The organism is Hyphomonas sediminis (assembly GCF_019679475.1).
In the GTDB taxonomy this organism is placed as follows: Bacteria; Pseudomonadota; Alphaproteobacteria; order Caulobacterales; family Hyphomonadaceae; genus Hyphomonas; species Hyphomonas sediminis.
Genome location: NZ_JAIEZP010000001.1, coordinates 3,113,366 through 3,136,612, shown reverse-complemented (window position 1 = coordinate 3,136,612; position 23,247 = coordinate 3,113,366). Strand labels below are relative to the sequence as shown.

Genomic DNA, 23,247 nt, shown 5'->3' with positions numbered 1-23,247 from the left:
GGTGCACGCTCCGTTGTGCGGGTCATTTTTAAAGGTAGCAGTTTAACCCCTTGAGGTCGCAACCCTAGGGCATTTTGTTGCGCATTGGCAGCATCCAAAAATAGCATTCGGAGTGCGGCTGTTCATAATAGTGATTCAGATAGGCTTCCTTAAGGCTCAACTGCGGCTAATGAATTTGTCTCTCTATGGTGGTACTACAACGAGCTGACTGGCGGGAAACTTTGGTAGCTAAGATGTAGGGCAATTGAGTCGTTTGACGGTGAGATAAGATGGCTTTCAAGTTCATACATACGGCAGACTGGCAGCTCGGGGCGCCCTTCGCAGGGTATGCCAGCGACCTTTCCGGACAGCTCAAGGCTGCGCGGCGCGATGTCATCGTAACAATCGCGAACATTGCTAGGGAAGAGGGCGTTGCCCATGTCGTTGTTGCCGGAGATGTTTGGGACAGCGAGACTCCGTCAGACGCAACCCTCGCCCAACCCCTCGAGCTGATGGCGGAGGCAAAACACGTCACATGGTGGCTGATGCCTGGCAATCACGACGTCAACGGCAAAGCTCGGCTCTGGACGCGGGTGGCACAAAAGAAATCCAGCAATGTCCGGCTTCTTCTGACGGCTGAACCGGTTGAAGCTGAGCCGGGAGTTTGGTTCCTACCGGCGCCCTGGGATAACAAGGCACCTGGTCGTGATCTGACGGCTGCCATGGACAGCGCGCAGACCCCGGAGGGTGTTATTCGTATCGGCATTGCCCATGGGAGCGTCGAAGACTTTGCCAGCGAGACGGCCGCGGTCACCCGTATCGCCAAAAATCGTCCGGACACCGCAAATCTTGACTATCTGGCACTCGGGGATTGGCACGGCACCCGGCAGATGGGCCCCCGACTCTGGTATTCCGGAACCCCTGAGCCTGACCGGCATGTCGACAATGACCGAGGCGCAGTCCTGGTTGTTTCGATTGAAGCGCAAGGCGCGGTCCCAATCGTCAAGTCCGTACGTAGCGCAAAGTTTGCCTGGCCAGTTATTGCGCTCGAGCTTTTCGGGCCTGAGGACATCGCAAGGATAATCCCGGCCGTTGTCGGCGAAGGTGCTGCTCGCATGACGCTTGCACGCTTATCGCTCTCCGGAAGGCTAGCGCATGCTGATCGTCAAGCCCTGAGTGGTGTGCTTGCTGATCTTGAGGCCAGGCTGGCCTATCTCGACGTCCGAGATCAAGAGCTGGAAGTAATTGTGGAGGCATCCGATCTTGACACTTTGGACGCAACTGGCAGCGTTCGGGCGGCTGCCGATGAGCTCCTGATGCGAAAGCTCAATCCAGCGCTCTCCGCTGGCGAACGCGCCAATGCCGGCCGGGCACTTGATCTCCTTTTCACGTTTGCCTCATCCAAGTCGGAGGATTGATCATGAAGCTCAAAGCGATCCGACTGCGGAATGTTAAGAAGTTCGGTGCGGACGGGGTTGTCATCGAAGGCATCGGGGATCGGCTCTCCATTCTGTCTGCACCGAACGAATTCGGGAAATCGACAATCTTTGAAGCTGTACGCACAATGCTGCAGCAAAAGCATAATGCGAAAAACAAGCACACCCGGGCGCTCTTGCCGCTGTCCAACAGTGGTGGCCCGGAGATCGAAATTGAAATTGAAGCAGAGGGGCAGCGTTATCGGATCTGGAAGCGATTCATAAATGCCCCGAAGGCTCAGGTCACAAATTTGACGACCGGCGAGATCGTTGCAGACGATGGCAATGCAGACGACTGGATACTCGCTCTCATTGGTGCCGATGCGGAGAGTTACGGCCCGATGGGGCTTCTCTGGGTCGAGCAAGGGGCGAGCATGAACCAGCCTGAAGGCGGCGCAGATTTGCTGTCTGCGCTGCTTGAAGCTGAAGTTGGAGTGCTTGTTGGCGGTGATCGGGCGAGAACTTATCTTCAGCGATGCCAGGCGGAGCTAAATCAATTGCTGACCAGCGGCGGGAAGCCAAAGACAGGGGGCGCCTACAAGGACGCGCTCGACGAGTTGGCGGCGATAGATGCGAGCTGCGCCGAGTTGGAAGTGCGGGCCCGTCAAGCGGAGCAATCTGCCGTGGAACTGGAACGGTGTGAGCGCAAACTAAAATCTCTGACGGATCCTGAAGAAGCGGTGCGCCGCGCCGACCTTTTGGCTAAAGCGGAGGAGGCGTTTGTCGCGGCGCGGCAAGCCGCCGGTGAGGTCGAACTTCTCACTGCCCGGGTTCAGGAGCGTCGCCGCGCGTCTGTCGATGCATCCGCGCAGCTTGCCCTCTTTGCCACCCAGACAGACGCCGCTCAGAAGGCGCGTGTCAGACTTGCAGCCATACAGCAGGATTTGCGGGCACAAACTGCACTCCACGCAGAATTGGAAACGAGTCTTGCGTCCGCCCAGGTTCTGGCCCGCGCAGCAAAAGATCGGTTCTCGGCGGGCCGGACCGCGCGCCAGGCCGCGGAGGATTTCGAAAGTGCGCGGATAGCCTGGACCCAGAGAGAGCGAATTGAGGCACGTCTGGTCCGCGCGAAGGAGATCGAAGATCGTCTTGCCGACCTGTCTACCGAGCTGCAGTCCAACAAAGTGACGGCAAAAGTCTACGGCCAGCTCACTGAGCTGTTGCGTGATTTTGACCGAGACCAGGCAAGACTGGACGCCTCTCGCCCGGTATTGAGGGCGCACCTCACCGCTCTGGGCAAAGACATCGTACGGATTAATGCCCAGCCACTACCGCCGGACGAAATCCGCCTCTCAGGGCGCACGCAGATCGAGCTAGGAGACCTGGGGCGCCTCGAAATCGAGACGCATGAAGCATCATCTTCGCTGGAGGCGTTTCAAAAGTCCGAGCTTGCCCTGGCTGCTGGATTGGAAGCTTTTGGGTGCCGTAGCATAGAGGACGCTGCTGCAAAGGCGGCGGCACGCCAAGCCTTGCAGCTTGACCAAGCAAGCCTGTCGCGTGAACTTGCTGACATTGCGCCCGAAGGAGCGCAGCAGTTGGCTCTCCTCCTGAAGCAGACGATTGCAAAGATCCCCGCGGATTTCAAACCCGATGCCGCTCCGCCCGAGGTCCCCGCAGATTTGGACGCTCTTGAGCGGGCCTATGAGGCGGCTGAGGCGGATGCAACGCTCAAGACGCAGGAACTTTCAAGCGTGCGTGAGGCGCTCGCTGTTCTTAAATCCGACGAGCGCTACGCGGTAACGCGGCTTGAGGAGGCCGTCAGCCTGACCGGACCTGAAGCCGACTGGTCAGTGAGGCGCGAGACTCTCAAAGCTGCGGCGGAAGAGGCGGCTCGCCAGTTGGCGGCAGCTGAGGAAGAGCTGGATGCCCGACAATCCGCATCTACTGATCTCGACACCGCACGCATTGCTCGGGACCGCCTTCTGGAGGCAAAAGAGAACCTTAGTCAGCAGGTTGCAAGTACTCGGGAAGACATCGGGCGTTTGCTCGGTGAGCTCCGCAGCCTGGAGGCGGTGGGGGTCCATGAGCAGTTGATCCAGGCACGGGCGACACAGGAAACCTGTCAACGCCGGGTGGTCAAGATCGAGGAAAACATTGCGGCTCTGGAGCTGCTCGCAACGACACTGGCGGGCGCGCAGCAGCGCTTGAAAGATGCTTACTTCAAGCCGGTTGAGCAGGAACTACAGCCTTTGCTCGGAATCGTTCTGGGTAAGACCGACATTGTTCTGAGCGAGGCGTTCCAGGCAGAAAAGCTCCGTCGCGGAGATTACAATGAAAGCGTGGAGGCACTGAGCGGCGGCACGCGCGAGCAGGTAGCGGTCCTAACGCGGCTGGCATTCGGGCGGATGATGGCTCGGCAGGGGACACCGGCGCCTGTGTTTCTGGATGATGCCCTTGTGTATTGTGATGATGATCGGCTGGGGGCGATGTTCAACGCCCTGCATGCCGCGTCGGTCGATGTGCAATGCATCGTGCTGACCTGTCATGAGCGTGCGTTTCGGGATATCGGCGGTGTTCAGCTGACGACCGGGAACTGGTCGGTCTGAAAATGTATCGCTGAGCCAAAATATCAAACAGAACAAGTTACAGGATCCGTCGGCGGAGAATACTGCGTGCCTGCGAATCTCCTGCGGCGCGGCTGGTGACCGCGGTTGATTGCGAAGACCGTTAGCCTCACGTTCGAGAGTAAACCTATCAAACTGCCAGCGCCCTCAACACCCGCGCCATATTGGCCAGCACGTCCTTAGACTTCACCCGCTTGATCACGCCCTCGCATTCTTTGCGCAGAGAAGCTGCTTCGTCGTGCGTTTCCAAACCGGCATTTTCCGCATTGAAATACAGATCCGACACTTCCACCCCCAAAGCTTCTGCAACGATGGGCAACATGCCGGCGCTTAGTCGGTTGGCGGACGTTTCGTACTTTTGAAGCTGCTGATGGCTAACGCCGATTTCGGTGGCTAGGGCTTGCAGTGTGATATTTTGGCTTTGCCGGAGCGCGCGGATGTTGGAGCCAACAATTCGGTCGAGATCGTTCGGAGACCGGGAGGCAGGCGCTTTCACTTTTTTCGGGGGCATCTGTTTCTCCTCGGTGTTCGGCTCGTCGACTTGGTCTGGGTTACTTCCCATAAACCCAATAGTAGCGCCCAATTTCCGGATAAGTTTTGCAAAATCGCAATCTTTGAGAGAAATTCTAACCCGCTAACTTTCGAATGCGCACGGGATCAGCAATGTCCATCTCCAAAGTCACCGAGCCACAGGCCGTCCTCGATGCGATCGCTGAATATCGCCGCGGTCCGGACGCTTTCCTCCAGAAGTACAAACGCGGGGAAGCGAGGGAGTACTATGTGGTGCATGAGGGGGAAGCGTTGCGGTCAAAGGCAATCCTCGCTGGCGCACATTTTCATCAGCATGGGACAGATATCGGCAAGTTTGTCGGTGGCGCGGGTGTTGCGCGCCAATTACAAAAATTGGGGTTCGAGATGGTCATCCGGCGGGGTGAAAAGGACGTTCCAATCGGAGAGATCTCATCGACTGAAACGCCTCACGGACATTCGTTTCGTATTGGCGCGCACTATAATCGGCGTGCGGATATTCATGAAGTGTATGGCGGACAAATGCAGGGCGGGATTTCAACGCCGGCTGATGCGCCCTTTGTCTTCATCTTTACAGGCGACGCCGGTGAGCAGCATGGCTACCGAGACGGCTGGCAGGAAGACCATGAGACATTCCTTTATACCGGCGAAGGGCAAAAGGGAGATATGACCTTCAAAGCGGGGAACCGCGCGATCCGGGATCACGCCGCTGACGGAAAGGCCATTCTGCTTTTTAAGGCGCTCGGTAAAGGCAAGCCCGTCGAGTTTATGGGTGAATTTGTGTGTGCGGGCTGGGAAATGATCGACTCGCACGACATCGACAAGCTGGAGCGCAAGGCTATTCAGTTTCACCTCGTGCGGGCTGATGCTGTTGCCGAATCTGAAACAGACGAAGAGTTAGAAGATCAACCTATTGCACCGATCGATGATCTGCGGACGTCAGCCTATGAGGCGGCGACCGCGGTCAGGAACACCAATCCCAAGGAGGCGCGACGCGTATATCGTCAGCGCAGCGCAAAGATTAAAGCTTACATTCTTGCGCGCGCCGGCGGGGTCTGTGAGCTGACGGGTGAGAAAGCCCCGTTCCTTACAAAATCGGGCCAACCATATCTGGAAGTCCATCATACACAGCGGCTTTCAGACGATGGGCTCGATCACCCCCGCTGGGTTGCTGCCATCAGTCCGACGGCGCACCGGGAGATCCATTTTGGTGAGCGGGGCGATGAGCTCAACGAGCGTCTCAAAGAGATCATCGCGCAGAAAGAAACGTCGATCGGGCGCTAAGATTGCCATTCGCGCTCGGGAATGGCTCCATCGAAGCGAGCAGAAAGTCTGATTCGGTATGAGCGTACCGCCTGGGTGGGAAGATCCGTAGACAATGGAAGGTGGCCTCCACTTACCAGGATTGGCTGAGCTCCTGCGCCGCTGCGTGTCGATCGATTTGGAGGTCGACCCCAGCGCCGCAAAGATCTTCGCCTTTGCGGGCGTGCGCCAGGCGTCCGATAGAAGTATCGCTTTTCGATCCCCGAAATCGGCGCAGGACAACTCTCTCGCGCTAAATAGCGCCATCGACGCTCTTGAAGAATTCGTTGCGCCTGATGATTTCCTGATCGGTCACAACATTCTCCGGTTTGACCTTCCGCAGCTGATCGCGGTGCGGCCCAAACTCAGCGGGCTGACAGACCGCGTCATCGACACGCTCTGGCTCAATCCGCTCGCCTTTCCCAAAAACCCTTACCACCGACTGGTGAAGCACTATCAGGACGGCCGGCTGCTGGCCGGACAACTCAATGACCCCGAACGGGATGCCAGGCTTGTCTTTGAGGTTCTGGGCAATCAAATCACCGCGCTGTCGGCTATGGATCAATCCCATCCCGACGTCCTGATCGCCTATCATTTCCTCTCGACTTTGGGCGAGGCGCAAGCGGGGTTCGACGCCGTCTTCACCCATATCCGTAAGGCAGCCCGCCCTGACCAGCCTAGAGCGCGCGATGCCGTTCGTAAGCTGTTGGTGGGTGCGGCTTGCAGTCTGAAGGTCGAGCAACTGAACGATCGACTCTCGGAACCATCACGGGGCTGGCCAACGGCCTATGCCCTCTCTTGGATCAGTGTGGCTGGCGGCGAGTCGGTTATGCCGCCTTGGGTTAGGATCCAGTTCCCAGAGGCGGCGCGGATCGTCCGCGACCTGCGAGATACGCGCTGCGGGTCCTCATCCTGCTCCTGGTGCGCAGAAAAGAACGATCCGAAGCGCGCGTTGAAGAACTGGTTTGGGTTCGATGCCTTCCGCCCAGAGCCTAAAGATGCGGAAGGCGTTCCGCTTCAGGAGCGGATCGTTGCCGAAGCGATGCAAGGCCAGAGCGTTCTGGGTATTTTGCCGACGGGGACAGGTAAATCTGTCTGCTATCAGGTGCCCGCGCTCTCCAAGTATGAGAAGACCGGTGCCCTCACCGTTGTGATTTCGCCGCTGGTGGCCTTGATGGCTGACCAGGTCCGGGGGCTTGCCGAAGCCGGCGTTAGCGGCTGTTTCACAATCAATGGCATGTTGTCGCTCCCCGAGCGCCAGGCGGCGCTGGAGGCGGTAAGGCTGGGGGACGCCGCCATCCTCTTGATCGCGCCAGAGCAGCTGCGCACACCTTCGGTGCGATCTGTGCTCCGACAGCGAGAGATTGGCTATTGGGTGATCGATGAGGCGCATTGTATTTCCAAGTGGGGCCATGATTTCCGGCCCGACTACAGATATGTTTCCCGCTTCATCGGGGAGTTTTCTGGCGACGAACCGCCCGCACCGGTAATCTCTTTAACCGCCACGGCCAAACCAGAGGTCGTTCAGGACATTCGATCTCATTTCAAAACGAAGATCGATGTTGATCTCGCAGTTTTAGATGGCGGGTCAGTCCGCACCAATCTCAGCTTTCGGGTTGAGAGGACGACCAAGGCCACAAAGTATGCAGACGTTCTTCAAACCCTGAAATCGGATCTGCCGCAGGAGGGGCGATCGGGCGCCATTGTGTATTGTTCCACGCGGACCGGCACGGAGCGTATGGCCGATTTCCTGAAAGCTCAGTCTCTTGAGGCTGAGTGCTTCCACGCGGGGCTCACCCCTGAGACGAAGCGCGACATTCAGGAACGCTTCCGGAGCGGGTCTTTAAGGATCATTGCCGCGACCAATGCGTTTGGAATGGGCATAGACAAGCCAGACATCCGATTGGTCATTCATAGTGACGTTCCCGGATCCCTTGAAAACTACATGCAGGAGGCCGGCAGGGCAGGGCGCGACCGGCTACCGGCTACTTGCGTCCTTCTGTATGCAGAGGAGGATGTCGAACGCCAGTTTAGTCTCTCGGCGCGTTCTCGCTTAGAGAAGCATGAAATCGCAGCGCTCCTCAAAGCTATTCGGCGTCTCGATCAACGCTTTCAAAATGAGGGTGAGGTTGTCGCGACCCCCGGCGAGATCATCAAAGAAGAGGGAGACCGAGAGTTTATGCGTGACAGCGCGACCGACGATACGCGCGTCAAAACCGCTATCGCGTGGCTCGAAGAAGCTGGATTGCTCACGCGCGAGCACAACCGAACGCACGTCTACCCCTCCTCACTGAAAATACGAAGTGTCGATGAAGCAAGAGCGATCATTGCCGACGCCAAACTAACAGAGCGCCGCCGGGCACAGCTTCTCAGTATTGTGGGTCACCTCGTTGATGCTGAGCCTGATGCCGGTGTTTCAACGGATGAGCTTTCGTCCGTTTCAGGATTGCCGGCGAGCGAACTGAGAAAAGCGCTCATCGATCTAGAAACCTTAGGGATCGCCACCAACGATACAGCTTTGACAGCTTATGTGACCGTTGGCGTCGCAGAAACTTCAATACAGAAGTTTCAGCAGGCGTTGCAGCTCGAAAAAGACTTCATTCAAGAAATGGAGGAGGTAGGCGCTGATGATACAGATGGAACAAAGCTCACCCTTCATATTTCTGGGGTCTGTCAGCGTCTGAGAGATCAGGGATATGCTTTCGTTCGACCCGATGTGTTGCAGCGGATGCTTAAGAGCATTGCTGAAGACGGGCGAGATGACAGTGGGGGGCAGGGGAGCCTGAGGCTCCGAAAGCCCAATCGCTCGACCATCACTTTGGAGCTTCAAAGGTCTTGGAGGGCCATTCGAGAAATTGCTGATTTACGTCGGCGCGGCGCTGAACTCATCCTAAGCGCCCTTATCGGAGCAGTCCCCCCGCGCACGCGCGGAAAGGACATTCAGGTGGCCACTACTGTTGGCAAACTCAGCGCAGCGCTGTCTTCAGATGTTTTGCTTGCAAGCTCTGTCAGTAATTTGTCCAAGCTTCTCGACCGGGCATTGCTTTGGTTGCATGAGCAGGAGATCATCACTCTGGGGCGGGGGCTTACGATATTCCGGCCTGCCATGACGCTTCAACTTAGCCCTGGCACCCAAGCTTTCACAAAGCGTCATTTTGATCCGCTTGCCGATCACTATGCGGAGCAAACGATACAAACGCATGTAATGGCGGCATTTGCTGAGCAGGGCCTGCTCTCAATGAATAGGGCGCTCTCACTATCTCAGGACTATTTTTCCTTGGAGCGTGACGTGTTCTTACGGCGTTGGCTACCAAACAGGAGCGCTGATCTTCGGCGCCAAACGATGCCGGCGTCTTGGCAAAAGATTGTGGGAAGTCTCGGTAACCGTGTTCAAATGGACATTGTTTCTGATGAGCGGGATCAAACCAATGTGCTCGTTCTGGCGGGGCCTGGGGCTGGAAAGACAAAGGTGCTGGTGCACCGAATTGCCTTCTTGATACGGGTTCGGCGGGAAGACCCCAAGGGGATTCTGGTTCTCGCTTATAATCGCCATGCCGCTCAAGAAATCCGTGTACGCCTACGGGCGTTGATTGGTGAAGATGCTACGGGCGTTAACATCTCAACCTGTCATGCTTTTGCGATGCGCTTGGTGGGGATGAGCTTCATCGGGCGCTCGGACATGCAGACAACAGCAGATTTTGATCGTGCGATCGAGGCGGCCACACAATTGTTGAATGGAGACGGCCTAACTACCGTCGAGGCCGAGGCCCAGCGAGACACCCTGGTCCAGGGTTACCGGTGGATCCTCGTTGATGAGTATCAGGACATTGGCCCTAAAGAATACGGGTTGGTCGCTGCCATCGCCGGTCGGAGCCTGGATGATCCAGATCAACGCCTCAGTCTTTTCGCTGTCGGCGATGATGATCAGAACATTTATGCGTTTGGCGGCGCCAGCGTCGAATACATTCGAAAGTTCGAGGCGGATTATTCGGCAAAGCCGGCATTTTTGGTCCAGAACTACCGTTCGACGCGGCATATCATTGAAGCGGCGAACTCTGTGATCGCGCCGGCGAAGGAGCGTATGAAGACCGCTCACCCAATTGAGATTGACCAGGGGCGGCGGACTGCGCCGAAGGGCGGCGCGCTCCAGTCTCTCGACCCAGTGGCTCAGGGGCGTGTACAGCAACTGAAGGTGAAGGGTGGTCATAAGGACCAGGCGGTCGCTGCCGTAAATGAATTGAAACGTCTATCGCAACTTGTGCCCGACTGGGACTGGAAACGAGCGGCGATCATCGCGCGGCAATGGAAGTATCTTCAGCCGGTGCGCAGCTATTGCGAGGACCTGGGTATCCCCATCGATATGGGCAATGAAGACTCTCTTCCACTCTGGCGTTTGCGCGAAACCCAGGCGCTGGTCGAGTTCGTCCGGGGGCGTTTGGGAAAAATGGTGAGCAGCGACGAGCTATCCACATTCATTGCGTCCCATCCATCCAACAATTGGTGGTGCCTGCTCCAAGAAGCCATCAAAGACCTTGAAGTCGATATTGGAGCTCGATCGATCCCGATCGATGAGGTGCTCGAATGGCTGGCAGAATGGCTAAAGGGGGCACGCCAGGCCCCCCGTGGTCTGATGTTACTGTCAGCCCATGGCGCGAAAGGATTGGAGTTTGATCACGTCGTGGTTTTAGACGGAGGATGGGATCAAGCCTCCAAAAACGAAGACGCAGATGCGCCGCGGCGCCTCTATTATGTCGCGATGACGAGGGCCAAGCAGAGCCTTTCATTGATCTGGACCGGTGGATCCAATGTCTTCGCAAAGAACGGCGAGCGCGGAGATATTGTAGAACGAGATGTTTTCTCAGATCCAACCGATCTGGCACGCTGCCATCGCATCTATCAATCCGTCAGTATGCGGGATGTCGATCTATCCTATGCGGGCCGGTTGAAGCCAGGCGATCCTGTATTGAGCGCGATTGCAGCGGCGAATATTGGTGACTCTGTCACACTTATCTGGTCAGATCAAAGATGGTGGATCGAGAGCGATACTGGCGTTCGGCTGGCACGGCTCTCGAACGCTTTTGCCCCGCCGCATGGATCAAGATTTGAGCGTGGAGAGATTCATGCCTGCATTTCGCGGACGACGGGTGATGTCTCACCAGACTGGCAGCATCAGTTGAAGAGAGAAACGTGGGAAATCATTATCCCGAGCTTGACCTTTCAATGACGACATCAAACCGGCTCAGCCGGCATCGTCGAAGCCATTTCAGCGATCGCTTGAAACTCACTCAAAAACTCTGGCCGATACTGCATCAGATAACGTACGATCCTGGGGTTGCCGAGGAGCTTCGAGATGTAGCCCTTGATGACGGTGAGCTGCAGGTGGTCTTTGCCATACGACTCCTGAATGGAAGTGATAGACTCTTGTAGCCTCGCCAACTCCCGCTCCATACGCGCCATGGTTTCCGGGGTGACGCTCATGACCCGTTTGGGTTTGGCGCCGTCGACGAGCTGAGACTGCGGGGTGCCGGCTAGAATCGCAGAGGCATAGGCGACGGTATAGTTGTTCGCATTGACGAGTAGTTCGGCCGCTTCGATCTGCCGGAGCGATTTCATTTTCCGTAGGATTTCGAAGAGCGCCATGGGGCAGGGCTTATCTTTAAGGATGGCGACTGCCTCGTCACAGATGCCGTCCAGCATGCGAACCTTGCGCCGGACACTCATAGGCTGGAGGTCGAGCGCCTTGGCGATCTTTTCTTCTGGGACGCCGCGATCGATCGCTTTCCGGATCATGCGGTGTTCCTGGACCGGGGAAAGCCGACTGATCCGTTTATTGTAGGTGAACGCTTCATCATCGGTGGCAACCAGACATTCGACCTCTTTGATGCCAAGATCCTTCAAAGCTTCGAGCCGAACATGGCCATCCACCAGCAGATAGGTGTCCCGCTGTTTAGGGTCGCGCGCCACAACCGGTGGCTCCACCAGTCCGACCTCATTTATGGAGGCCAGGATCTGGCGGTATTTCTGGCTGAGTTTGAGGGTCGCTTGCAAAGTACGCAGCGGGAGAATGGAGACAATTGGGAGGGTGATGCAGTCTTGCTCGAACGCGGCGAAGACCTTGGCTTTAGGGTCGAATGGGTCGGTCATGACGTTCCTCCAACCACGAGGCTGTCCTCAATATATTGCGGCAGTGAGCCGAGACCTTCGGCGCGCAGCAGGTTCAAGAACGCTTCATCTTTTTTGAGGGCCCGAAAGGCTTCGATCACGAATAGCAGCTTGCCCTGAGTGACCTCCGCTTTCTTGATAATGAGCTTTTGCCGATCCGCCTCCTGTCGATATGCCCGGACCAATGCGTCACTGGTCAGAGGACGCTTCGCTCCGGTTCGGCCGGCGGGAGAGGACCTGATATGTGGTCCACGCCGTTGGCGCTGTTGAAGAAGCTTCAAGACCGCGGAGAGCTTTTTCCCTCGCAGCTTCTTTTCCATATAGACTTCAGTCAGCGCGCGTTGCGCGCCCTCATCATCGGTCCTGGAGATATCGATGGCGAGATTGAGCGGGATGAGCCCTGTCTCTACGGCTGCGACGAGACGCTCCTCTCCGCGTTCCAGAAGCCCCGCAATCATGCTGACATATTCAGTGGAGACACCAATCTTGCCCGCGATCTGGCGGTCGGTGTAGCCGCGGTTCCTAAGGGAGCCGATCTCTTGCATTAGATCGATGGCTCGGTGCTGCCGGCGCGCGCAATTCTCAACCAGGCTCATGACCAGGCAGTCGCTTTCTTCCGCCTGTATGATGACGGCGGGAATCTCGGACTGCCCGAGCTCCACAAAGGCTTCCAATCTGCCTTGGCCGCAGACCAGATCGTATTCGGCGGGATCGGTATTCTTGCGGACTGCGACGGTGATGGGGCGTTTTAAACCCACCTTGGCAATGCTCTCGACCATGTCTGCGAAATTACGTCGGTTGCGGACACGGGGATTGAGGATCCGAATTCGGTCGATTGGGATCACCGTTACCTGACTTGGTGCGCTCTCATTATACTCGTCGTCGATCATAACGCCTCCACAAGCTGAGCCCTTCGGGACATGAGAAAGAGGTAGTCGAGCGTGTCGAACCGATAGGCATCGAGGCCGAGGCCATTTTGCTCGCTCAAGCGAAGCTTTTCAGAAGTGATGTCCAAGCTCGGTAGGAGAAAATAGTCTTGCGGGCGGCGGTTGAACTCATCCATCCGCACGGCAATCGTGACGTCTGGAACTAGGCCAGCATCAAGACGCACGTGCCAGCGCAGAGAGCCGGCTACAGTTGCGCTACATCGGGCAAGGACAACGGAGAGGGCAAACTCGTCGTTCACGCAGATCAGCTGCGTGGCAGCATCGACCTCAGCCTTTCCGCCGGCCGTTTGTATGCCTGAGATGACGTCCGCTACAAACTGAGGATGGGCGGCGCGCAGGCGCCGGTTGATTTCGATGTAGCGGTAGTCCCGCTCCGGATCATAACCAATCAGCTGGTAAGCCCGCAGGAGGCTGCCGAAACGGTGCCTGTAGGCGCCTGAGGACGGCATGGTCTCGCACTCATCTATAATGAAGCCTGAGAGCACGCCCTTCTGCTGCAGAAGGCCTCGCAGCTTTGTTAGGAGGTCTTCATCAGAGAGGTGTTGGCTGCGCGCATCAACGATCTGCCGGGCCCGGAGGAAAAGGGCTTCCTCGACGATTGCCGGGAAGGCGTCGTTGGCGCGGATCCACATCTCGCGCGGGTTTTTGATGCGGCGCTGTTTCAGCTTGAAGGAAACCCGGTTGTAGACGTTGTGACCGATGTATTTTTCATTGATCAGAATCTGATGAACGGCGGCGCGGGTCCATGGGCGGCCAAAGTCTGTCAGGACACCACGAGCATTGAGCAGAGCAGCGATTTGCGTTTCGGAAAGGCCTCTGAGGACGAACAACGCGTAGATTTCTCGGACAATCTCGCATTCCTCCTCTGGTCCAGGGATGAGAACCACCCGATCAGTCTGTAGGCTCTTTCGTTCCCCCTTGGAGAGTTCTCCTTTCGGCGATCCCTGCTCATCGATGAGCAGGCGGCGCAGCCCGTAACCGGGATTGCCGCCTTGGCGATAGCCGAGCTCCACAAGCCGGCACTGACCAGCAAAAACTTTGACCGAAAGCTCCCGGCTGTATTCGCCGGCCATGACGCGCTTGACAGTCTTGAGAAGGTTCGAGCCGATGCTTCCGTCATTCTCGAACTGCTCGCCGCAATAGTGAACCCTTATTCCGGCGCGGGAGCAGACATACTCATGATAAGCGCCTTCATCGGCATTTTGAAACCGGCCCCAGCGGCTGACATCATATACAAGGATCGCCTGAAAGTCGGCTTGGCCGGATGAAACGGTGGCGATCAATGACTGTAAGGCTTCACGTCCATCCAGCCTCAAACCCGACCGGCCGGAATCCTCATAGACACGGATGATTTCATAGCCCCGGTCCTCAGCGTAGCGGCGGAGGACATCAAGCTGATTTTCGGTCGAGTACTTCTGGTGGTCGGTCGACATACGGACATAAGCAACCACGGGATCGCGCGTTGCCTGATCATCTGGCGCGTGCGGGCGCGTTGTCGGCTGTCTCCTTCCAGACACCTCAACAAATCCTCATTATCAGCAGATAGGCCCTTCAAGCTAAAAGAAGGGAACGAGTTCGGATCAACTTCATAACCGAAGGAGGCAGGAATGTCGTTTCCGAAAGAGGGCAAGTTCTTTCCCCCAGGAGACGGGGCAGGGAGCAAACATCGCTATGCAGCCGAAATTGCCGGCGCCTTAAATCGATCGCTTGGCGCAAATCGCGCGCGGATCAAGACGGCCGTGGCCTGGACAGGGGCGAACGAGCGCACCGTCAAAAACTGGTTCTCCGGCAAGTATGGTCCGAGCGGGGAGCACCTCATTGGACTTATGCGGCATTCGGAAGATGTACTTGAAATTGTTCTAGAGCTGTCGGGCAGGTCGGTGCTTTTACATCCGGTGCGATCGGACCGTGCCGAACAGTTGTTGCGAGAGCTCATGGTCGTGCTTCGGGTGGATACTTAGCTATCGCGCTTGTCATCGTCTCTTCGGAGACGGTGTCGCGCCGGAGCTTCATTGCCGGCGAGTAGCGGTTCGTCACTCTGACTCCGTCTTATGCTACGGGCGTAGAAGCAATCGTTGGGGCCGACGTGGCCAAACCACAGAAATTAGTCCAAAGGTGCGGGAGCGAGTCCACTGTAAGGTGGCCCTTGTAAGACTAATTCGACCCGCTTGACTCATCGTTCCCTGCCCACGCTTGTTAGGTTCGAAGTATAATAGGGGATAGGCATCCATGTTCGCCAAGGCGTTTCGATTATTTGTCTCATCAACCTTTCAGGACTTCGGCGAGGAGCGCCGCCTCCTTCAGGAGCGGGTATTCCCGGTACTTGAAGCACACTGCGCCAAGGAAGGCTTCGGTTTACGCACAGTTGACATGCGCTGGGGCGTCAATGACGACGCGCAGCTCAACCAGCGCACAGCGGAGATTTGTCTGGGTGAGGTAATTGAGGCGCAGGGCTATCCCGCGCCCAATATCCTGATACTGATCGGCGACCGCTATGGATGGACGCCGCTGCCGTTTGCAATAGCGCGCGACGAGTACCGGGCGGTTCGCGATTGGCTGATCGCTCGAAATAGAAATAATACTGTGGCCGATCTCGAAAGGGTTTACGCGCTGGATGAGAACCATTTGGTTCCGGGCGGATTGACCACGGCTGGTGGCGACCTAATCGCCGCTTACACGTTGCTCTCTCGGGAAGATGACCTTTCAGAATTAAGGGACCCCGAAGCTTGGACTTCAGTGGAGGCGAATCTGCGGGATGGCGTTCAGGCGGCCGCGCGGTATTTGTACGCACAAGGCCAGCTATGCGCCTCCGAACTTGACAAGTACTTGCTGTCCCTGACCGAACAGGAAATTCGCAAAGGTCTAGAACAGGTTGCTGGCAGTGATGGCGCGACGGCTGCGAACTCGATCGCTTGGGTGCGCACACGCGGCATCGCCGAGCCACCGGTCCGGGCGCTGACGGACTTGCTACAGAAGGCGCTTCCTGGAGAAAACGTGCTGCGCGCCGAGCTTCCAGCCGAAAGCGCAGGGTATGCCGACCACTTCGTCGTAGAGATCACCCGCAAGCTGATTGCGGCGATAGACGCGCAAATCGCGCAATTCAAATCTCGCGCTCAGATGCGTGACTTCGCGCTGCAGACCGAGCGCGCGATTCACGCCTCTTTTGCCGCGGAGCGCCTGCGCGTTTTTTGCGGTCGCGAGCGCAATCTTGCGACAATCGCCGCCCATGTCGTCAGCGATGCCCGCCATCCTTTGGTACTTACCGGTATCTCCGGGTCTGGCAAGACAGCGCTAATAGCGAAGGCGGCAGCGGAGGTGCAGGGCGCGGTTGTGCAGCGGTTTGTTGGCGCGAGCGCTTCCTCCGCCAATCAGCGCAATCTCCTGGTTTCGGTTGTCGAGGACCTCGCCGCGCTTGGGGTCGCGTCTCTGCCCGCACAGTGGGAGGAGGACGGCAACGGCTTCGTCAATCAGGTGCGCGACATCCTCGCCGCCCTCGACCAGCCGGTCGCAATCTTCATCGACGCGCTCGACCAGCTGCGCCCGCCCTATCGGCCTATGTGGCTGCCGCAACAGCTGCAGCCGCAGGTGAAACTCATCGTCTCGGTGCTGGATGACGCAGCCTACGCGGCCGAGCGCAGCATCGTCCAGGGCCTGCGCCGCAGCCTGCCCGCGGACGCCTTCCTCGCCATAGAGCCGTTGAGCAAGGAAGACGGCGCTGACGTCCTCGCTGGCCTCCAGCGGGAGGTGCAGCGCGGCCTTTCGCGCGAACAAGAAGCCTTCATCCTAAAGCGGTTTGAGGCCGCCGCTGCCTCGCCGCTTTTTTTGCGCATTGCCTTCGCCATCGCGCGCCGCTGGCGATCCACGGATGATCCGCATACGTGGGGTCTGGCGGAGGATTTGACCGCGCTGATCGGCCAATTCCTTGATGAGCTTTCAACCGTGCATCACCATGAGCCGCTGCTGGTGCGCCGCGCGCTGGGGCTGATCGCGGCGGGGCGCGAGGGATTGTCGGAAAGCGAAGTGATAGCGGTGCTTTCGCGCGATGCAGAGGTGATGGCGGGCGTCTCGTCCGAGCAGTTTGGCGCGGTGACGGACCGGCTGCCGGACTCGGTGTGGGTGCGGTTGAAGCGCAGCCTTGCCGCCCTGCTCGTGGAAAAAGGCGAGGAAGGCGAGCCGCTGATCAGCTTCTTCCATCGCCAAGTGATAGAGGTGGTGCGGGACCGGTTCTACGCGCCGGAGAAAGCCGCGCTACACAGGGCGCTGGCAGCACATTTCGATCCGTCTCCCGATCACGTCGATGCCGACCGGCCATGGACGCGCCGCAGCTTCGCTGAATTGCCGTTCCAGCTGTTTCAAGCAGGGATGCGCGAGCGGCTCGACGCGCTGCTGACCGATCCTGTTTGGATTGAGGGAAAGTTCATCGACTTGCGCGGCGTGGACGAGCTGGTCAGCGACTATCAGAGTTTCGCCAATCCGGAGTTGCCCTTGCACCGACATATCGGCGCCGCACTGCGGCTCGCGGGCCCCATTTGCGCGCGCGATCCGCGGCAGCTGATGCCACAGCTCCATGGCCGTTTGATGAGCACGGACAATGCAGACTATGCCCCCTTCATCGCCGCTCTGGAGGCCCGCGCGCCCGCCGGCGCCCTGTTCGAAACCCGTCCCGCCCTGACGCCCCCGGGCGCGGAAATCGCAAGGGTAAGAGGCGATGACGGCGGGTTCGCTGCGCTGGCAGTGCTGCCAGACGGGAGCCTCGCCAGCGGTTGTTCTGATGGCACCATCCGCCTGTGGGACCCGGCCGACGGCGCGGACGTCGCCGGGCTCGAAGGGCATGGTGGCTGGGTCACGGCGCTGGCGGTGCTGCCGGATGGGCGCCTCGCCAGCTCTTCATCTGATCGTACCATCCGCCTGTGGGACCCGGCCAGCTGCACCGAAACTGCTAGACTGGAGGGCCACGGTGGCTGGGTCATGGCGCTGACGTTGCTGCCGGACGGGCGCCTCGCCAGCGGCGGGAGGGACGCTACCATCCGCCTGTGGGACCCGACCACCGGCGCCGAAACCGCAAGGCTGGAGGGGCACAAAAGCGAGGTCTTGGCACTGGCGGTACTGCCGGACGGGCGCCTGGCCAGCGGCTCGAGTGACCGCACCATCCGCCTATGGGATCTGGCCACCGGCGTGGAAACCGCAAGGCTGGAGGGCCATGACGACGGGGTCGCTGCGCTGGCAGTGCTGCCAGAAGGGCACCTAGCCAGCGGTTCATCTGATGGCACCATCCGCCTGTGGGACCCGGCCAGCGGTGCGGAAATCGCAAGGCTGGAGGGCCATGACGGCGGGATCATGGCGCTTTTAGTGCTACCGGACCGGCGCCTCGCCAGCGGCTCACATGACCGCACCATCTGCATGTGGGACCCTTCCAGGGGCGCCGAAACTGCCAGACTAGAGGGCCACGAGGGCTGGGTCACGGCGCTGGCGGTGCTGCCGGACGGTCGCCTGGCCAGCGGTTCATTTGATCGTACCATCCGCCTGTGGGACTGGACGACTGCCGCAGTAACCTCAGCGCTGCAAGGCGATGGCAACGCGGCCCGTGCGCTGGCGGCGCTTCCGGACGGGCGCTTGGCCAGCGACGGGACGGGCGCTACCATCCGCCTGAGGGATCCGGCCACCGGCGCCGAAACGGCAAGGCTGGAGGGTCACAAAAGCGAGGTTGATGCGCTGGGGGTGCGGCCGGACGGGGTGAGGGCGCTGGCGGTGCTGCCAGAAGGGCACCTCGCCAGCTGTTCATCTGATGGCACCATCCGCCTGTGGGACCCGGCCAGCGGTGCGGAAATCGCAAGGCTGTGGGGTCATCGCGGCGTGGTTAATGCGCTGGCGGTGCTGCCGGACGGGCACCTCGCCAGCGGCTCACATGACCGCACCATCTGCCTTTGGGACCCTTCCAGCGGCGCCGAAACTGCCAGACTGGAGGGCCACGAGGGCTGGGTCACGGCGCTGGCGGTGCTGCCGGACGGTCGCCTGGCCAGCGGCTCGGATGACCGCACCATCCGTCTGTGGGACCCGGCCACTGGCGCCGAAGTCGCAAGGCTGGAGGGCCATGGCGACGGGATCAGGGCGCTGGTGGCGCTTCCGGACGGGCACTTGGTCAGCGGCGGGAGGGACGCTACCATCCGCTTGTGGGACCCGACCACCGGCGCCGAAGCCGCAAGCCTGGAGGGCCACAACAGCGAGGTCTTGGCACTGGCGGTACTACCGGACGGGCGCCTCGCCAGCTGTTCATCTGATCGCACCATCCGCCTATGGGATCCGGCCAGCGGCGTGGAAACCGCAAGGCTGGAATTGGATGGCCAAGTCCTTTGCCTCGCTGCTTTGCCGGGTGGCTGCATCGTGGCGGGTGACAGCCTCGGCCGGCTACATTGGCTGGCGATCAAAGGGGAAATCGGGGAAGTGGGCCAACAAACGTCTTCTGTGCAGCGCGCCCGCGTTTCGCCGCCTCAGGCTTCGCCAACGCCGTCTCAGGTTATCGTTCAATCGACCGATCCTCTGGCACCTGCTCCGGCACGACCGGATACGCATCCATCCGGGAAGAAATCCGCGGCGGAGTTCACCGGAACCCACGCGTCGAAGCCGCCTCGCAGGAAGCAGAGCGCGTCGCGCCTTCGTTCAGTGATCCTGTACCTTACCCTCATCGCCGCACTGATGGTCGCGGCAATCCTGGTCGGCCCTTTCTACGGCGTTGCGCAGGCGCGCGATGCCTGGCATGCCGCGATTGAATTGCTGGCCTCGTGGCGATGACGCCTGCCAGCCCCAGCGCCACGGAAGTCCAGCGTTCGAGCTCATCTCGTAGATCCGCTGCATGACATTAGGAGCTACAGCCGTGATGTCGGTGTAGAAGCCTTGAGGCCGCTGGGCACGGTGGTTGACCTCAAAAAAATGGAACAATGTGTTCCGGCACTTCAAGTCCTCGCCCGGGATCATCCAGCTTGCAGTGATGTGGGACGTAAAGGGAGTTCAGGCTCAACAGAACTCGAGGAGCGCCGCGTTGCCCGAACGATCGATCGCAATAAAGTTCTGATTATCCAACTGACAAATCCGCTCGAGCTTTCCCCTATCGAACAACGTTATCATACCTACCTGCTCGAACGCTGCATTGAGGATCAATGCTACTGGCTGGGTGCCCATGATACACAGATATTGATCCGTCCCCAGCTGGAACAGCTCGGGATAGTCATAAGGCATCTGGCGGTAGCATAATGTTCAACATCTGCGCTCAGGGGCTCGGAAGCATCTAGAGCTAGTCGCTGAACACCTCTTTCGGAAAGTGTGTCGAGGTCGAATGTGTGAAAATCCAGCGCAGTGACCAGGATGGCAAGACAGTTATCATGAGCAATGAATGGCGGCCGACAACTCTCGACCGCCACTGTTCGTCTGGCCAACTCTTTCCCTGCTTTTGAATAACCGACAATATCAGAGCCTGGGGCCATCGCGAAGTAAGTTGACTGATGAGGGTCAGACCCATCTGGAATACGCCAAACGACATTAGATCCCAAATCTATCACAGAGAACCTTTCCCCGATCGTGATCAGCTGAAACTGGATCTCGTCCGTAGAAAGAACATCGCCCCAAGGCAGAACTTCAAGCTGTGGTTCGGAGATCTGGCTTTGCACTATTAGCTCTTCGAAATTTCCGGAACGGTCGAAGAGCGCGAAGTACGGCGTTACACCCGACTCGAAAAGACGATCGCCGATGCAAGCCAAATACCGCCCGTCGGGCAACTGCGTCACTGCCAGCAAGTGAGTTGAGTTATCCAAAGTCACCATTTCGGCGAGGCGGCCGTCCATGCCATATCTGTAGACGAGCCCCCGTATTGTTGGCACAAGGATAGTCTGATCTGCGCCGCGACCCAAAGCGTATATATAGCTTCCTGGTCCTGGTATTTCAGCAATCGTTCCGCGCGGTCCCTCAAAGGCGTAGATAGGCCCTCTCCCTTTCCAGAGAGCTATGCATCCAGTGTCCAGCGGCAGAGATCGCAGCGGGCCCGGTCGGCCTTCGACCAATGGACGGATGGTGTGAAGCATGTCTCCCCACAGGTGAATTCTTGAATGTCGTCCGCACAAAGTAGCCGAAGGTGCATCGTTTTCAAACGGCCGTTTTCGACGATGCATTGCCTAATAACTTCTCGTTCGCGAAGAGCGCAAACGAAGTCGTGCTAGAGAAACAGTACCCTCGGTGCTGTAAGGGGATATCCCCGGTCTACCAAGAGAAAGACGTGCGATGAGTTGCCTGACACCACTATCGAAAGTTAAACCAAGGATAATTCTATGGATACCAAGACAGCCTTGGCGTCATTTCCATAAAGTCGGCCGATGACACTTGGATCGGCTCACCCGACGGATTGCGCCTCAGATCATACTTTTCATATCGTACTTTTGATTGCGATTGTTGAACGAGCTTCGACAATCGCGATTTGTATTCCACCAGAACTGTTTGGATTACGCGGTCTTTGGCTTCAATAGCTGCAATCAAAGCGCTTATCCGCTTATAATCTGGATGCATGCGCATCTGCAGTTCGGCATTGATCGCCGCTTTTTCTCTATCATCATGGGCTTTATCAGCTTCAGTGAGCGGAATAATGATCGCGCTATGCCTTGCTTTTTCGAACTGTTTCGCCCGCATTCTCAATTTTCGAGCTGCGTCTGCGAACTCTGGGTTCTTATCATAAAGCATAAAGTTAATCCCTACACCGAGGAAGAACACGACGATATTCCCCATCAAAAAACTCGCGACCTGCAGGATTAAATTGGATAGCGTCCATCCTTGGATTACCGACTGTTCGACAGTAGATATTGAATAATAATAGCGGGCATAACCGACGATGCTGAGCGTCAGTGCCAACAACAAAGTTCCTAAAACCCAAAGTGGCCAGCCGACATAGTTGTTATCGGTGCGCGTATAAAAATTGAACTGACGAACAAATCGACCAACTAAGTTGGCTGCTACGCTTAATCCGACGCCGACGAGGATTGTCACGCCGAGTGCTTGCAAATTGGAGCCGATGAATGGTACCTGGCGGAAGATTTCGAAGTTCAAAAGAGCTTGCGGCAGCATGATAAGTGGAAGCAAAACGCCCCATACAAAATAGCGGTTAGGTACCTTAGCGTCGCGCCCAAATTCTTCAGCTCGCATACGTTCATATTCTATTTGCGCTTCTTCGCGCTCACGAATTAGTGCTTCGTTCTCATTCCGGAACCTGGAGATAATTTCCTTCCGCCGCGCCATGAGATGGTATTTTAACTGATCGAGTTTCCTGGGTAGTAACAATCCAGAAAGTTGATTGGCTGATGTCGGCTCGGTCGATACTTGCTCAGCCTGCAAAATCGCTGGCTGCCGAAGGGGAGCAACATAGGTTGCGTACCAACTACTCATTGCCGGCGTCAGGCCGTCCGCCACGGACGCCTCATCATATGCCGAAGTTAGGGCAATTCTGTCGAATGTTGACTCCATGCGCGCGGAAGAGAAAAGGGGCTCGGCTGCCGCTCTAATGTCGAGTGAGAGGTAGGTCGCTATCGCTCCGTCGAACTTCTCATCCATATGAACGTCTGTGACGTCCAATGCGGCTTCGGCAGCCAAGTCATCCTCAACCAAACCCAGTCGGCGCCGAATTTCCAGCGAAAGAGCGGGAAATGCCACAATCGCAAATTCTTTGAGGGCCATTTCGTCTTCGAGTTGTGCCCACTTTTCCAACTGCCGTATGCGCCGGCTTGCTTCAAAACCCTGCTCTGTTTCGCGGAAGTGATGAACATAGTCTCGATAATCGCCGCAATCGATGGATTTTTCGATTTGGTTCCAGACGCGATCATGAGGCGGCTGATACTTCCGAGTACTTTCTTTGGAAGAGGACCGGTTCATTCGATTCCGAACAGTGGAAGCAAATGACTGGCGATCAGCTACTTTGCGCCAATCTAGTGTCTGCAGGCTGTCATACGGAGCCGGAAGGGGAGTATCATCAATTCGAACCACTAAAAGTTTGTCCAAATTGAATGCTCGAAGCATTTCCCCGCGGACAAATTTCGACTCGGATGCATCCGCGGACCAAATGGCGACGACTATGTTCGCAAGTTCAAGCTCTTCGTTGATCCGATCGACAAATGTGTCACCGCCCTTAAGCTCTTTGTCGAACCAGACGCTCACTCGTGCGCTTACGAGCAATCTTTCCATCTTGTTTGCGGTGCGTCGGTCGCTTCGCCGATAGGAGACAAACACATCTGCCATTTGTCCTCCTTGGCATCGATTACT

At 57.7% G+C, this 23,247-nt stretch carries 12 protein-coding genes; 6 read left to right on the top strand and 6 right to left on the bottom strand.

From position 1 onward, the window contains the following. The first annotated feature begins 269 nt into the window (after positions 1-269). Together K1X12_RS15115 and K1X12_RS15110 are read left to right on the top strand one after the other, a co-directional pair. The gene (locus K1X12_RS15115; protein ID WP_220988400.1) at positions 270-1,397 is read left to right on the top strand and encodes a metallophosphoesterase family protein; all 1,128 of its coding nucleotides are present in this window, start codon (positions 270-272) and stop codon (positions 1,395-1,397) included. A 2-nt stretch (positions 1,398-1,399) separates the two neighbouring features. Then, complete coding sequence (locus K1X12_RS15110; RefSeq protein ID WP_220988399.1) at positions 1,400-4,000, top strand: AAA family ATPase; 2,601 nt, start codon at positions 1,400-1,402, stop codon at positions 3,998-4,000. Positions 4,001-4,148: 148 nt separating this feature from the next. On the opposite strand, the gene K1X12_RS15105 is transcribed toward K1X12_RS15110, so the two are convergent. Beyond that, on the bottom strand, positions 4,149-4,529 hold the full coding sequence (locus K1X12_RS15105; RefSeq protein ID WP_220988398.1) for a helix-turn-helix domain-containing protein: 381 nt from the start codon (positions 4,527-4,529) through the stop codon (positions 4,149-4,151). Between the two features lie 152 nt (positions 4,530-4,681). Here K1X12_RS15105 and K1X12_RS15100 point away from each other — a divergent pair, with 152 nt between their 5' ends. After that, positions 4,682-5,830, top strand: a complete 1,149-nt coding sequence (locus tag K1X12_RS15100; protein ID WP_220988397.1) for an SRA domain-containing endonuclease — start codon at positions 4,682-4,684, stop codon at positions 5,828-5,830. Between the two features lie 94 nt (positions 5,831-5,924). After that, complete coding sequence (locus K1X12_RS15095) at positions 5,925-11,072, top strand: RecQ family ATP-dependent DNA helicase (protein ID WP_220988396.1); 5,148 nt, start codon at positions 5,925-5,927, stop codon at positions 11,070-11,072. Between the two features lie 5 nt (positions 11,073-11,077). Here the strand turns inward: K1X12_RS15095 and K1X12_RS15090 are convergent, their stop codons facing one another. From K1X12_RS15090 to K1X12_RS15080, 3 genes are read right to left on the bottom strand one after another with little or no spacing between them, the layout of a single operon-like run. After that, positions 11,078-11,992 (bottom strand): plasmid partitioning protein RepB C-terminal domain-containing protein, encoded by a 915-nt coding sequence (locus K1X12_RS15090; RefSeq protein ID WP_220988395.1) that lies wholly within the window; start codon positions 11,990-11,992, stop codon positions 11,078-11,080. Continuing rightward, positions 11,989-12,900 carry a plasmid partitioning protein RepB C-terminal domain-containing protein gene (locus tag K1X12_RS15085; protein WP_220988394.1) on the bottom strand — a complete coding sequence of 304 codons (912 nt, stop codon included), beginning with the start codon at positions 12,898-12,900 and terminating at the stop codon, positions 11,989-11,991. The genes K1X12_RS15090 and K1X12_RS15085 overlap by 4 nt, the downstream gene beginning before the upstream one ends. Next, positions 12,897-14,390, bottom strand: a complete 1,494-nt coding sequence (locus K1X12_RS15080) for a recombinase family protein (protein WP_225908000.1) — start codon at positions 14,388-14,390, stop codon at positions 12,897-12,899. Before K1X12_RS15080 ends, K1X12_RS15085 begins: the two co-directional genes overlap by 4 nt. A 174-nt stretch (positions 14,391-14,564) precedes the next feature. Here K1X12_RS15080 and K1X12_RS15075 point away from each other — a divergent pair, with 174 nt between their 5' ends. Beyond that, on the top strand, positions 14,565-14,918 hold the full coding sequence (locus K1X12_RS15075; protein ID WP_220988392.1) for a hypothetical protein: 354 nt from the start codon (positions 14,565-14,567) through the stop codon (positions 14,916-14,918). Between the two features lie 268 nt (positions 14,919-15,186). Further along, on the top strand, positions 15,187-19,746 hold the full coding sequence (locus K1X12_RS15070; protein ID WP_220988391.1) for an AAA family ATPase: 4,560 nt from the start codon (positions 15,187-15,189) through the stop codon (positions 19,744-19,746). A gap of 368 nt (positions 19,747-20,114) precedes the next feature. Here K1X12_RS15070 and K1X12_RS15065 read toward each other — a convergent pair whose 3' ends face one another. Further along, on the bottom strand, positions 20,115-20,792 hold the full coding sequence (locus tag K1X12_RS15065) for a hypothetical protein (RefSeq protein WP_220988389.1): 678 nt from the start codon (positions 20,790-20,792) through the stop codon (positions 20,115-20,117). A gap of 478 nt (positions 20,793-21,270) precedes the next feature. Next, complete coding sequence (locus tag K1X12_RS15060; protein ID WP_220988388.1) at positions 21,271-23,223, bottom strand: toll/interleukin-1 receptor domain-containing protein; 1,953 nt, start codon at positions 23,221-23,223, stop codon at positions 21,271-21,273. Positions 23,224-23,247: the final 24 nt, after the last annotated feature.

Coding starts and splice junctions, on each gene's coding strand:
- K1X12_RS15110 (WP_220988399.1), top strand. CDS start 1,400: ATGAAGCTCAAAGCGATCCGACTGCGGAATGTTAAGAAGTTCGGTGCG.
- K1X12_RS15065 (WP_220988389.1), bottom strand. CDS start 20,792: ATGGACGGCCGCCTCGCCGAAATGGTGACTTTGGATAACTCAACTCAC.
- K1X12_RS15115 (WP_220988400.1), top strand. CDS start 270: ATGGCTTTCAAGTTCATACATACGGCAGACTGGCAGCTCGGGGCGCCC.
- K1X12_RS15060 (WP_220988388.1), bottom strand. CDS start 23,223: ATGGCAGATGTGTTTGTCTCCTATCGGCGAAGCGACCGACGCACCGCA.
- K1X12_RS15070 (WP_220988391.1), top strand. CDS start 15,187: ATGTTCGCCAAGGCGTTTCGATTATTTGTCTCATCAACCTTTCAGGAC.
- K1X12_RS15080 (WP_225908000.1), bottom strand. CDS start 14,390: ATGTCGACCGACCACCAGAAGTACTCGACCGAAAATCAGCTTGATGTC.
- K1X12_RS15105 (WP_220988398.1), bottom strand. CDS start 4,529: ATGCCCCCGAAAAAAGTGAAAGCGCCTGCCTCCCGGTCTCCGAACGAT.
- K1X12_RS15075 (WP_220988392.1), top strand. CDS start 14,565: ATGTCGTTTCCGAAAGAGGGCAAGTTCTTTCCCCCAGGAGACGGGGCA.
- K1X12_RS15100 (WP_220988397.1), top strand. CDS start 4,682: ATGTCCATCTCCAAAGTCACCGAGCCACAGGCCGTCCTCGATGCGATC.
- K1X12_RS15095 (WP_220988396.1), top strand. CDS start 5,925: ATGGAAGGTGGCCTCCACTTACCAGGATTGGCTGAGCTCCTGCGCCGC.
- K1X12_RS15090 (WP_220988395.1), bottom strand. CDS start 11,992: ATGACCGACCCATTCGACCCTAAAGCCAAGGTCTTCGCCGCGTTCGAG.
- K1X12_RS15085 (WP_220988394.1), bottom strand. CDS start 12,900: ATGATCGACGACGAGTATAATGAGAGCGCACCAAGTCAGGTAACGGTG.